General features: G+C 59.0%; 11 protein-coding genes. 8 read left to right on the top strand and 3 right to left on the bottom strand.

What is annotated here, in order from left to right:
• Nucleotides 1–45 precede the first annotated feature (45 nt).
• The 5 genes from gnd to NKJ73_RS02745 all read left to right on the top strand — a co-directional run bounded on the left by gnd (nt 46) and on the right by NKJ73_RS02745 (nt 5,394).
• Nucleotides 46–1,470 (top strand): NADP-dependent phosphogluconate dehydrogenase, encoded by a 1,425-nt coding sequence (gene gnd / locus NKJ73_RS02765; RefSeq protein ID WP_352568269.1) that lies wholly within the window; start codon nt 46–48, stop codon nt 1,468–1,470.
• A 258-nt stretch (nt 1,471–1,728) separates the two neighbouring features.
• Nucleotides 1,729–2,517, top strand: a complete 789-nt coding sequence (locus NKJ73_RS02760) for a DUF5131 family protein (RefSeq protein WP_352568268.1) — start codon at nt 1,729–1,731, stop codon at nt 2,515–2,517.
• A 25-nt stretch (nt 2,518–2,542) separates the two neighbouring features.
• Nucleotides 2,543–3,808 carry a three-Cys-motif partner protein TcmP gene (locus tag NKJ73_RS02755; protein ID WP_352568267.1) on the top strand — a complete coding sequence of 422 codons (1,266 nt, stop codon included), beginning with the start codon at nt 2,543–2,545 and terminating at the stop codon, nt 3,806–3,808.
• Entirely contained in the window at nt 3,805–4,749 is a 945-nt protein-coding gene (locus NKJ73_RS02750) for a restriction endonuclease (RefSeq protein WP_352568265.1), read from the top strand. Before NKJ73_RS02755 ends, NKJ73_RS02750 begins: the two co-directional genes overlap by 4 nt.
• 207 nt (nt 4,750–4,956) lie before the next feature.
• A complete protein-coding gene (locus NKJ73_RS02745; RefSeq protein WP_352568264.1) occupies nt 4,957–5,394 on the top strand; it encodes a hypothetical protein in 438 nt (145 codons plus the stop codon).
• A gap of 150 nt (nt 5,395–5,544) precedes the next feature.
• Here the strand turns inward: NKJ73_RS02745 and NKJ73_RS02740 are convergent, their stop codons facing one another.
• The 3 genes from NKJ73_RS02740 to NKJ73_RS02730 form a co-directional block, all read right to left on the bottom strand.
• Nucleotides 5,545–6,105, bottom strand: coding sequence for a hypothetical protein (locus NKJ73_RS02740; protein WP_352568263.1), 561 nt, complete (start codon nt 6,103–6,105; stop codon nt 5,545–5,547).
• 1 nt (nt 6,106) lies between these two features.
• Nucleotides 6,107–7,759 carry an anti-phage dCTP deaminase gene (locus NKJ73_RS02735; RefSeq protein WP_352568262.1) on the bottom strand — a complete coding sequence of 551 codons (1,653 nt, stop codon included), beginning with the start codon at nt 7,757–7,759 and terminating at the stop codon, nt 6,107–6,109.
• 506 nt (nt 7,760–8,265) lie between these two features.
• A complete protein-coding gene (locus NKJ73_RS02730) occupies nt 8,266–9,315 on the bottom strand; it encodes a LacI family transcriptional regulator (RefSeq protein WP_352568261.1) in 1,050 nt (349 codons plus the stop codon).
• A 395-nt stretch (nt 9,316–9,710) separates the two neighbouring features.
• Between NKJ73_RS02730 and NKJ73_RS02725 the strand changes: the two genes are divergently transcribed.
• From NKJ73_RS02725 to NKJ73_RS02715, 3 genes are all read left to right on the top strand, one after another.
• Nucleotides 9,711–10,949, top strand: a complete 1,239-nt coding sequence (locus NKJ73_RS02725; RefSeq protein WP_352456792.1) for an ABC transporter substrate-binding protein — start codon at nt 9,711–9,713, stop codon at nt 10,947–10,949.
• Nucleotides 10,950–11,056: 107 nt separating this feature from the next.
• Nucleotides 11,057–11,950 (top strand): carbohydrate ABC transporter permease, encoded by an 894-nt coding sequence (locus tag NKJ73_RS02720; RefSeq protein WP_023675221.1) that lies wholly within the window; start codon nt 11,057–11,059, stop codon nt 11,948–11,950.
• On the top strand, nt 11,943–12,872 hold the full coding sequence (locus NKJ73_RS02715; protein WP_023675222.1) for a carbohydrate ABC transporter permease: 930 nt from the start codon (nt 11,943–11,945) through the stop codon (nt 12,870–12,872). The genes NKJ73_RS02720 and NKJ73_RS02715 overlap by 8 nt, the downstream gene beginning before the upstream one ends.
• The last annotated feature ends 5 nt before the right edge of the window (nt 12,873–12,877 follow it).

The raw sequence follows: 12,877 nt of genomic DNA, 5'->3' as shown, positions 1-12,877 counted from the left end.
AATCGCGGGCTCAAACCAACAAGATCCGAAAGCAGGGAAGAAACGATGGAAAAAGCCGAAATAGGCCTGATCGGCCTTGGCACGATGGGCTCCAACCTGGCGCTCAATATCGCCGAGAAGGGGCACCGCATCGCCGTCTTCAATCGCACCGCGGCGCGCACCGATGCCTTTGTCGAAAATGCCGGCGCGCTTCGGGATAGGGTGGTGCCCTGCTACAGCCTCGAAGAACTGGCCGCCGCGATCCGGCCGCCGCGGCCGATCATCATCATGGTGCTGGCCGGCAAGCCGGTCGACGAGCAGATCGCGGCATTGCGCGGCGTGCTGTCGGCCAACGACATCGTCATCGACGCCGGCAATGCCAATTTCCGCGATACGATGCGGCGCTTCTCCGAGCTTACCGATTCGGGCCTGACCTTCATCGGCATGGGCGTGTCCGGCGGCGAGGAGGGCGCACGCCACGGTCCCTCTATCATGGTCGGCGGCACCGAAGAGTCCTGGAAGCGCGTCGAAAAGGTGCTGACCGCGATCTCGGCCAAGTTCAAGGGCGAGCCTTGCGCGGCGTGGCTTGGCACCGACGGCGCCGGCCATTTCGTCAAGACCATCCACAACGGCATCGAATATGCCGACATGCAGATGATCGCCGAGATCTACGGCATCTTGCGCGACGGGCTCGGCATGGGGCCGAAAGAGATCGCTGAGGTGTTTTCCCAGTGGAACACGGGCAGGCTCAATTCGTACCTGATCGAGATCACCGCCAAGGTGCTGGCCGCCGACGATCCCAAGACCGGCAAACCGGTGGTCGACATCATCCTCGACCGCGCCGGCCAGAAAGGCACCGGCAAATGGTCGGTGATCGAGGCGCAGCAGCTAGGCATTCCGGCCACCGCGATCGAGGCGGCTGTGGCGGCACGCGTACTGTCGTCGATCAAGGACGAGCGGCTTGCCGCCGAAAAGGTCTATGGCGGCGGCGTGAGCAAGATTTCCGGAGACAGGGACGCCCTGCTCGCCGATCTCGAGCTGGCTCTGTTTGCCGGCAAGATCGCCGCCTACGCGCAAGGCTTCGCGGTGATGAGCGGCGCGTCGAAGGAATTCGACTGGAACCTGCCGATGCCGGTCATCGCCAAGATCTGGCGGGCCGGCTGCATCATCCGCTCGCAATTGCTGGATACGATGGCGGAGGCCTTCGGCGCCGGCGGTGCAGCCACCAACCTGTTGATGGCGCCGGCTTTCGTCTCGTTGATGCAGGAGGCACATCCGTCGCTTCGCCGTGTCGTCGCAAGGGCGGCCGAAGCCGGCTCGCCGGTGCCGGCCCTGTCATCTGCACTTGCCTATTTCGACAGTTACCGGCAGGGCCGCGGCACGTCGAACCTGATCCAGGCGCAGCGCGATTTCTTCGGCGCGCACGGCTTCGAGCGTATCGACGGATCGGGTGCGTTCCATGGCCCTTGGGGGAGCGGGGCGGCAGGCTAGCGCCTCATTTCGGCCGTTGAGGTTACTTTTGCCGCTGCTTGACAGCAGACGTTTTTGGCGACCTCTCTGAACGTCGCGGTTGGGCCCAAAAAGCCATTGCTGGCCCGTAGCGGCAGCTCTACGACACAAGCAGAGCATTCGCGTGGAAGATTTTCGGGAACATGTATGGAATAATCGTTGGCGGCGCCCATAGATAAGGAATTCCACACTCTCAATTATTAGGTTAAACGATCTGTTCTGGAAAATACGGGAGGCAAGATGGCTGAAACTCAAATAGAGTGGACGGATTCCACTTGGAACCCTGTGGCGGGATGTTCAATCATCACCGCTGGCTGCACACACTGCTATGCGATGGAAATGGCCAAACGCCTCGAAGCCATGGGCATTGAGAAATATGCTGGCCTGACCCGGAAAACCGGCAAGCGGACGGTGTGGAATGGCGTCGTCCGGGAAGATCAACAGGCCCTTTCCATTCCCTACGGATGGAAGAAGCCGCGGAAGATTTTCGTCAACTCGATGAGCGATCTATTTCACGAGGATGTCAGCGACGCATTCATCCTCCGTGTTTGGAGGGTCATGCGCGAGACCCCGCGACACAATTATCAGATCCTTACTAAGCGGCCCGAACGAATGGCGGCACTCGTAGCTTCCCGGATGGGCGACGTCCTTCCCAACGTCTGGCTCGGCACCAGCATTGAAAACTCGGATGTCGTGAGCCGTATCGACTATCTCCGCCAGGCTCCTGCGGCAATCCGCTTCATCTCCTTTGAGCCTCTGATTGGATCGGTCGGCGCTGTCGATCTGCGTGACATTCATTGGGCGATCGTCGGCGGCGAAAGTGGCAAATCGGGTCGGCCGATCAAAGAAGAATGGATTGACGAGATCCACAGCCAATGCCTAACGGCGAGCACCGCCTTCTTCTTCAAACAGTGGGGGACGTGGGGCAAGGACAACAAAAGGCGCTCCAAAAAAGCCAACGGACGTGAGTATCGCGGCCGCACTTGGGACGAGATGCCAGTCACCACAACGGATGCGAATGTAATGTAAAAACAATACTTGTTGGGGGCGCAAGGTGGTCGAGAAAAGATACGAATGGGCTGAGGGCGCAAAGCTTGAGGAGCATTCCCGCCGTAAACACAAAATTTTACGTGAATATGTATTCGACTACCTCACCGTCCGCTGCAGGCTCCCTCAGCAGGAGCGGTTTCGCCTCGCAATCATCGACGGCTTCGCCGGCGGGGGGAGATATCAATGTGGCTCGCCCGGATCGCCCCTGATTTTCATTGAAGAATTGAAGCGAGCCGTCGACGCCGTGAACACACAACGCGCCGTCCAAGGACTTGGCGCTGTCGAAGTCGAATGCCTCCTTATATTCAACGATGCCAGTCGCGATGCGATCGAACTTCTGACGACGCATGTCGCACCGATGCAAGCAGAGGTCAGCCAGAGTTGCCCCAAGCTACATCTGCGGGTCGAATATCTGAACGAGTTCTTCGAAGCCGCTTATCCCGATATCAAGCGCCTGCTGGGGCAAGGCCGCTATCGGAGTGTCATTTTCAACCTCGATCAATGCGGTCATAGCCATGTCGAGAGGAACACCATACTCGACATTATGCACTCTTATCCCGCGGCTGAGATTTTCTATACCTTCGTCATCAGTTCGCTGCTCGCATTCCTTCAAAAGGACCAGCCGGAGCGGCTTCGCGCCCAGCTCGATCATCTCGGACTGACGAGCAACGATATCCAGGCGCTCGATGCGCTAATGAGCCAAAAGGACTGGCTCGGCACAGCCGAAAAAATCGTCTTCGACGCTTTCCGATTGTGCGCCCCTTATGTCAGCCCGTTCTCGATCAATAATCCCGGCGGGTGGCGGTACTGGCTGATCCACTTTGCGAATGCCTATCGGGCAAGGCAGGTTTACAACAACATTCTTCACGACAACGCCAGCTTACAGGCACACTTCGGTCGATCCGGCCTCAACATGCTCTCCTACGATCCAAAGCATAATGAAGGCATGCTCTACCTCTTCGATATCAGCGGTCGAGCGTCGGCGAAGAACCAGCTTCTCGGGGACATTCCGCGCTTGATCATGGAATCCGGAGACGCCATGCCTGTTATGGACTTCTACGAAAGCATATACAACATTACCCCGGCGCACGCCGACGATGTCCATGCAGCGATCATCGAAAACCCAGACCTTGAGGTGATAACCCCCGCCGGCGGGGAGCGACGGAAGGCCAATACTATTGGCGTTGATGACGTCATCAAAATGAAGAAGCAGATCAGCTTCTTTCCAATGTTCCTCAATGCCGGGACAAGAGGCGGTCCAAAAGAATGACCGCGCACCGACGTCGGGATCCCGAATGGCGCGAATTCGAACGCTTGATCGCTCGGATTGAGGCCGACGCAGGCCCCCGAGGGCTGGTCGTTAAGTCGCCGGATCGTCTGCGCTGTAAGCTCACAGGTCGGCTGAGGGAAGTGGATGCCAGCATTCGCGCCAAAGTCGGCACGAATGAAATCCTTGTCACGATCGAATGTCGACGCAGATCAAAGCTTCAGGATGTCACCTGGATCGAGCAGCTAGCCACGAAGAAATCTTCGATTGGGGCAGATCGCACCATTGCCGTCAGTGCATCCGGCTTCTCCGCCGAGGCTCAGATTGCAGCATCTCACGCAGGCATTTCGCTTCGCAAAATCTCCGATCTAACGGCCTCGGACATTAATCCAATCCTTGGCCTCGACCTGGTTATGTTCTGGCATAAGGCATGTGCCATCACCGGGGCCGGCATTCGCGCGTATCGGGCCGGCGACGATACGGTTCCTGAGCCCGACGGCGTGGAGTACATACTTCCGCCTGATACAGACCTGTTTGCGCCAATCTTTCACGACACCAATGACGGCTCGAGTTGGTCGCTCAATGATGTTTGGCGAAAGGTCCAAGAGACCTTAGACCCATTCGCCGAAATTACGAAGGGCGAGCCTCCTATCACGCGGACTGCCCGTATTCCCTACCCCGGAACAGTCTCCATCGACACTCGGCACGGGCCATGGAAGCTGGGACATGTCTTCATGAGCATCGCGATGTGGATCGAGCCCGAGATGGTCCCAATCGAGGATGCGCTTAAGGTGTCGTACTCGGATCCTGATGGTAGTTCTGTTCATCGGGTCGAATTTTCGTCTCAGCGGACACAAGACTGGCGCATATCTTTGCAAGCACAGTCCGACGCCCAAGACGTCAGTGAGATTCTATTTGGTGGGAATTGGCCTCACAACAAATAATAAGATAAATAATTTGGCTGACGGGATATTAATGTTTAAATATTGCTTGGAAGGATAATTGTCGTGGTTTGCTTTAGGCACTTTAGAACGCTTGACCCTGAGACAGCGAATCTTGCACGCGAACTCATTGACGCCTCCGACGTCGAACGATCCGCCTTCTCCTCTTTCGTAAACCTATGGATGGGGTTCAACGGGTGGATGGAATGTGTGACGGATGCCGCGACCGACGCGGAGATGATCACAGCACTGGCCAACCACCAGCGTCTCACGGAGGCTTATAACGAGCTGATTAGGAATTCGCCTGACTTTCGCGAGAAGGTCGAGGTTTTCGCGACGATGTGGCCGGTACTCAATGTCCGCGATGTGCGCCGAAAACTCGGGCGTGACGCATTCTGGCGGTTTTCTCGACAGGAACTTATGGAAGAAGTTTTACCTCATGGTGTCAAGCTTCAGCCAGTCGATTGGACGGTCGGCGACACCCCGACTTGGCCTCAGCTCCTTCGGACTATTTATACCATCCGATGCAACCTCTTCCATGGCTCCAAGTCGCCTGAGAATTTCCGTGATCATGAACTTGTCGTTGCTAGCGACAACATCCTTCGAATGTTCATAGCGCGCACCGCCTGCTTCGAGTGGGATGATTGATTATTATGTTGAGATGGCCCCATCTAAACCGCTCGTCTGATTCCATTCTCGCTTGCCCGGCCAAGCGGAAGGCTACGATAAAGGTAAAAGCTTCTTCCGGGTGGCATAGGCGCTACCCCGCGTAGGGCGACGTTTCCTTGAATTGCATTGTCACCCGACCTGCTCAATCCGCCAACTGCTCTTGACTTTGGCAGAGAGCATCCGGTTCAGGTACGTAATGAGCATGCCGGCGTGCTGTGGCTTCGGAACGAAGAACATTACTGCCCCTCTATCGAGCTCAACCAACTCATGATGAACTCGGGGGACCTGAACACCGCCCTCCGTCATGAAGTCACGGACCGAAAGGTCGTGCCAAGGCATCGAGTCCAGGGCGTAGTAAGAGCCGACCGACTTGAAATAGGCGAACAATGTGTCCCGGTCGGATCCGTATTGGTCAAAACGGGCCGCGTATCGCAGATCAATCACCGACCTAGGCTTGTTAGACAGCACGGCCTTCTGAAGCGTCCGGCCATGGACGGTATCCATGGCAACGACGAAAACGCGCAAATCGGGAAGAGCAGGCGCCTCGAACAGATCAAGCTGATCGGCACGTGGTAAGCTCTGGACAGTACGACGGGTGGCTACCTCATGCGTCTGTGCGACAACGCGACCGTCGACGTGGCCATGCCAGCTTCCAGTATTCTCGACGAGTGTGAGTTGCGGTTTCGCCACGCTATTTCGCCAAGGCTGCTTCGAGTTCGGGATAGCCTACCGTTAAGGTGGCCCATTCGCTACCCCATTCTGGTGCCCCCATCTCAAATTCTCCGCTTGTCTTATTTTTGAGTTGCCATGTCTTCTCGAATGCACGGACGTACATCCGCGGCGCGACTCCTACAAACGGCCTGAAAAGCACCTTAGGCTCGTTGAGCTTAACGTCGTCCTTATCGACATCCAGAGCGGTACGCATCTGTGCCCGCGCGGCACCTATGCTCTTTGCGACCGGCGGTATCCACTCGGACGGGGTCACCTCGATGGAATCGCTATGCAGCTTTCTGGCCAGGCTCTTGGGGTACGGCTCGATGAACTGAACTTCGTACACGCCGGCACTGACAATGTGTCTGGCGCAATAGTGGCAGGGATATGTCGTGACGAAGAGGCGGGTACCCACGGTCGAAACACCTTCGCGCCCGGCCGACAGCAACGCATCCATTTCGGCATGGACCGCACGACTGAACTCGATAAGGCCGCCCAGCCGAGTCTTCCGGATGCGCGCAGCCAGGTCGATCTTGTCCGCAACCTGCCTCAGCTCTGGAAGGACTTCGATCAAGTTGTCGATAATGTCGTTTTGCTCGCGATTGCTGCTGCCATACGCCTCGGCGCGGAAAGCACAACGATGATCATCATTGCCTCTGCTCGACGTCGCGAAGCGTTCGCCATAGACTCCGCCTCCCGCCGCCGGCACTTCGTTCGTTCCGGTCGCGACCACGGTTCCATCGGCGTCGACCAATGCCGCTCCCACCTGCCGGGATAGGCAGGCGCTGCGTACGCGCGCGGAGTGGGCATGGTGCATCGCGGTCTCCTCTATGGAGGGCCGCTCCACACGATCATGCGAGATGATGCTAACGAACCTGCTCAAATCTGTGTCGAGCAGGTTCTTGGTGCCGTTCGGGTCATCACGGGTATTGTCGATAAAGAAATCCGCCTCGTAGAACGCCTCGGTCACATGCTGGCCATGCTTGCGGTTAGAGTCGTCCGAGTCGCGGTCCATGAAACGGTCGACGGCGCTCTGGGTTTCAGGCAGCCCCTTCTCCGGCCCGCGGAAGTATTTCTCGAGGATTCGTGCGCGACGCACGCCCTCCTCGCAAACGACGCCGATCAGCCCGAAGGCGTTACCGTACGTTCTGCGCAACAGGTGAATTTCGGCCGGGTGCCTTATAGAATCGATAAGGTAGACGCGCTTGACGCTGTCAGGAATGACCTTCTCGCCCTTGACGTACGTCTGACCGGTGCGATTTGCACGTCGCTGTGCGATTTCGCGCATCGCCGCCTTGGCGACTTCGGCCATGTCGTGCTCGCGCATCGAGTCGCCGAAGTTCTGCAACTCGGTGATCACTTCCAGAGTTTTGGGTCCTACACCAGGGAATGCGAGGCCGTTCTCTTTTGCCCAGGTTCGGATCAAGTCGCTTGCCTTGATCAGCTCAACTTCATAGCCGCCGGACTTGCAAACGCGTTGCAGTGCCTTGATCGCCTGCGACGCGCCTGCCCCTACCGGACCGACAACGGCGAAGAAAAGTTCTTTCGAGTGACTCCCGGCCAAGACGGTCTTGCTATCCGGCTTCTGACCACCCTTCTGTTCAATCTTTTCGACGGCCGTCGATCTCGCCATGCCAACACCTCCGTTCCGGATTCCAATTATTCTTTTCCATATCGAAGAACTCGCAAAGTGGTAAGCACGTATATCATTGGATACAACCACGAAATCCAGAAGAACCTCCAGATCCATCCCGCTTGGGGTGGCCAACACCTTTTGCGATTCCCGGCACTTAAAGAAGGGAGCCAGATATTAGATATTGGACTATCTGGCTGGGAACCTAGGAAGCTGGGACGATTCGGAGCGGATGCGCAACGTCAGCGGAGGTGGCCGACAATCGTCGATGCAACGGGTGCTGCAAAGCTTCGGGTTAGCAGACCCCCTGCGCAATGGCGCAAAGAGGCGCCAGCGGAACGGCTGCTTCAGCCAAATGCATCTCGATAGTGGTCGTTCGGCTTACGGCCCCAAGGTTGCCAGTCAGCAGCGCGCATTTTGCATTCAAGTGGAATCACTTGGCGCCGCAGAAATGCGGCTATGACAATAGATGGAGCGGGTGCCAGTTCACTTTGAACATGTCCCGCTCACGCCGGGCGGCGATAGGCCTGCACTTCGCCCGGCTCGCTCAGGCTCTGCAGGGTGCCGGGGGCGGCGCCGCCGATCCAGCCCAGCACCGAGCGGGCGAGTTCGGCGCCGGCCAGCCGGAAGTTCTCGTTGACGACCAGCAATTCGCTGCGAAACAGGTGCAGAAGCTCCGACGATTGTTTGGACACCACATCGACATCGCGGCCAAGCTTGAGGCCGGCGTCTTCGATGCCGGCGACGATGGCGAGCGTCGCGGCGGCGGCGCTGCTGATGAAACCGTCCGGGCGGCTTTCGCGGCGCATCAGCTGCGCGGTCCGCATTCTGATCTGCTCGATCGAATGATCGATCGAAACGGTGTTGAACGGAATCTCGCTGGCGCCGACCTCGCTCAGCGCATCGGCAAAGCCGGCGAGCGTGTGGCCGTGATAGGTCAGCTCGACCGGCGGCGCCAACAGAGCCAGGCGGCGACGGCCGAGGCCGGCCAGATGGCGCACTGCCTCGGCTGCGAAAGCGTAATTGTCGAAATCATGGTAGGGATGGATCAGCCCCATATCGGTGCGGCCATGCGTGGCAAAGGGGATGCCGCGCTCCAGCATATAACGGGCCCTCGGATCGTTCGGCTGCGTGCGCGAAATGATGACGCCGTCGGCTGAACCGGTTTCCACGAGGTAGCGGATCGGGTCGAGCGGATCCTGCGAGCGCGAGTAGGGTGTCACGATCAAATGGTAGGGCGTGTCGGCAATGACTTCGGAAACGCCGTAGATGATATCCGAGACAAAGCTCATGATCTCGTGCTCGGTGTTGAGCACCAGGCTGATGACATTGGTCTTGCCGGTGCGCAGGCGGACGCCGGCACGGTTGGGCCGATAACCGATCTGCTTGGCGACAAGCTGGACGCGCCGCCTGGTCTCGGCGCCGATCTCGGGCGCATCCTTTAGCGCGCGCGACACGGTGGTGACGCCCAGCCCGGTCATGAAGGCGAGCGTCTTCAGTGTCGGTCGGCCCCGGCCCGACGCTTCGTCGGCCTTCTCTTCTTGATGCCTGTTCATTCATCCCGCCCCGTCAGGCGCATAGCAGTTGCCGGGCAGGCCGGCAATCGGCGGGCCGCGGGTACGCCGCGGGCCTTCACCGAATGAGACCGCTATATACTGAAACGTTACAGATTGTCACTGCCGTGGCGATATCACTGGTGACAGGCGCAAAACGAGCGGCACTCCGGTCGGCGCAAAAAAGAGCGACAGAAGGGGCTTTTCCGGTTTTCTGGCGTCGCAGCATCAACTTTTTGCAGTGCAACCTCTCCTGTTGCGGTGCGGTAGGTCGGCGGGCCACCCGATTTTATTCGCGCTTCGAAAAAACCTGATGCCACCTTCGCCTGAGGGGTTGCGCGCCTTAAGCAATTGCCGTATCGAAAATCTGTAACGTTTCAGATTCTGGGAGGAACGAAATGCGATACCAACTCATGACTGCTGCGCTGGCTGCGACGGTCGCGCTGCAATTTGCCGGCCCGGCGGCCGCGACGGATCTGGAAGTCACCCATTGGTGGACCTCCGGCGGCGAGGCGGCAGCGGTCGCCGAACTCGCCAAGGCTTTCGACGCAACCGGCAATCACTGGGTTGACGGCGCCATCGCCGGCTCCGGCGGTACGGCGCGGCCGATCATGATCAGCCGCATCACCGGCGGCGACCCGATGGGCGCGACCCAGTTCAATCACGGCCGGCAGGCGGAAGAATTGGTGCAGGCCGGGCTGATGCGCGACCTCACCGATCTCGCCACCAAGGAAAAGTGGACGGAAATCGTGCAGCCGAAGAGCCTGCTCGACGGCTGTACCCTCGACGGCAAGATCTATTGCGTGCCGGTCAACATCCACTCTTGGCAGTGGCTGTGGCTGTCGAACGCGGCCTTCGAAAAAGCCGGCGTGCCGGTGCCGAAGAACTGGAATGAATATGTCGCTGCGGCGCCCGCGCTTGAAAAGGCAGGCATCCAGCCGCTAGCGGTCGGCGGCCAGCCCTGGCAGGCCTCCGGCGCTTTCGACGTGCTGCTTGCGGCGGTCGGCGGCACCGACGCCTTCCTCAAGGTCTACAAGGACAAGGACGCGGAATTCGCCGCCGGGCCCGAGGTCGCCAAGGTCTTCAAGGCCGCGGACGATGCCCGCAAGATGGCCAAGAACACCAATGTGCAGGACTGGAACCAGGCCACCAATCTGGTCATCACCGGCAAGGCGGGCGGCCAGATCATGGGTGACTGGGCGCAGGGCGAGTTCCAGGTTGCCGGCCAGACCGCCGGCAAGGACTATACTTGCCTTCCGGGCCTCGGTCTCAACGAGGTCATCGCCACCGGCGGCGACGCTTTCTACTTCCCGCTGCTGAAGGATCCCGAAAAATCGAAGGCACAGGAAGTGCTGGCCCACACGCTGCTCGATCCCAAGACGCAGGTCGCCTTCAATCTCAAGAAAGGTTCGCTGCCGGTGCGCGGCGACGTCGACCTCAAGGCGGCGAACGACTGCATGAAGAAGGGGCTCGAAATTCTCGCCAAAGGCAATGTCATGCCCTGGACCGACCAGCTGCTTTCGCAGGATACGCAGAAGCAGAAGGAGGATCTTTTCTCCGAGTTCTTCGCCAAGCAGGACATGACCGTGGAAGATGCGCAGAAGCGCTTCGCCGCCATTGTCGGTTCGGCCGATTGAGCGATCGACCGACCGCCTCACTCCCGCCCCTGCAAACGCAGGGTCGGGAGCTCGGGTCAAGGCCTCTTGACCCTCCGGCCCTTACCCGATCCAGCGCGGCTGTGCAGATGAGCAAGAGCGAACGCCCTAGCCAACTCTTTCGCAACCTCAATGCGAAGATAGCCTCGATCCCAATGATCCTCACCGCGCTGGTGATCTTTGTCGGCGGCAGCGCTTGGACGGTGCTTTATTCCTTCACCAGTTCGAAGCTCCTGCCACGGCTGAATTTCGTCGGGCTCGACCAGTACTACCGGCTGTGGTCGGTGCCGCGCTGGCTGGTCTCGATCGAGAACCTGCTGATCTACGGCGTGCTGTCGCTGCTGTTCTCGCTGGTGATCGGCTTCCTGCTTGCCGCCCTGCTCGACCAGAAGATCCGGTTCGAGGACACGTTCCGGACCATCTTCCTCTATCCCTTCGCCCTCTCCTTCATCGTCACCGGTCTCGTCTGGCAGTGGCTGCTCAACCCCGAGTTCGGTGTCCAGGCAGTGGTGCGCAGCCTCGGCTGGGAGAGCTTCAGCTTCAATCCGCTCTATGATTCCAGCATCGTCATCTACGGCATATTGATCGCCGCTCTCTGGCAGGGCACCGGGCTCATCATGTGCCTGATGCTGGCCGGCCTGCGCGGGATCGACGAGGATATCTGGAAGGCAGCGCGGGTCGACGGGATACCGACCTGGAAGACCTATCTGTTCATCATCATACCGATGATGCGGCCGGTCTTCATCACCACGCTCGTCATCATCGCTGCCGGTATCGTCAAGATCTATGACCTGGTTGTCGCCCAGACCAGCGGCGGGCCCGGCATCGCCTCCGAAGTCCCGGCCAAATATGTCTATGACTACATGTTCTTCGCCCAGAACCTCGGTCAGGGGTTCGCCGCCTCGACCATGATGCTGCTGTCGGTGATCATCGTCATCGTGCCGTGGGCCTATCTCGAGTTTGGAGGCAAGAAGCGTGTCTGACCATACCGTTTCCTTGCCGGCCGGCCCCGGCACGCTCGAAGCGTACGGGCCGAGCGGGCCGAAGCCGCGGCATATGTTCTCCCGCCGCAACATCTTCCTCTACGGCACGCTCATCGTGGTGGCGCTCTACTATCTTTTGCCGCTCTATGTGATGGTGGTGACGTCGCTCAAAGGCATGCCCGAGATACGCCTCGGCAACATCTTCTCGCCGCCGATGGAGATCACCTTCGAGCCATGGGTCAAGGCCTGGTCGAGCGCCTGCACCGGGCTCAACTGCGACGGGCTGTCGCGTGGCTTCTGGAATTCCGTGCGCATCACGATCCCGTCGGTGATCCTGTCGATCGCGCTCGCCTCGGTGAACGGCTATGCGCTTGCCAACTGGCGCTTCAAAGGTGCCGACACCTTCTTCATCATCCTGATCGTCGGCGCCTTCATCCCCTATCAGGTGATGATCTATCCGATCGTCATCATCCTGCGCGAAGTCGGCCTTTACGGCAGCCTCAGCGGCCTGGTGATCGTCCATTCCATCTTCGGCATGCCGATCCTCACACTGTTGTTCCGCAACTACTTTACCTCCATGCCGGAGGAGCTGTTCCGGGCAGCGCGTGTCGACGGCGCCGGCTTCTGGGGCATTTATTTCCGCATCATGCTGCCGATGTCGCTGCCGATCTTCGTCGTCGCCATCATCCTGCAGGTGACCGGCATCTGGAACGACTTCCTGTTCGGCGTCGTCTACACCCGCCCCGACACCTATCCGATGACGGTGCAGCTCAACAACATCGTCAACTCGGTGCAAGGCGTGAAGGAATACAACGTCAACATGGCAGCCACCATCCTGACCGGCCTGGTGCCGCTGATCGTCTATTTCCTGTCCGGAAAATTGTTTGTGCGCGGCATCGCCGCCGGCGCGGTGAAAGGATGATGGCG

Source organism: Mesorhizobium sp. M0074 (genome assembly GCF_040322975.1).
In the GTDB taxonomy this organism is placed as follows: domain Bacteria; phylum Pseudomonadota; class Alphaproteobacteria; order Rhizobiales; family Rhizobiaceae; genus Mesorhizobium.
Note: the sequence above shows the minus strand (reverse complement) of the source record. Positions and strands in the feature narration are given on the sequence as shown.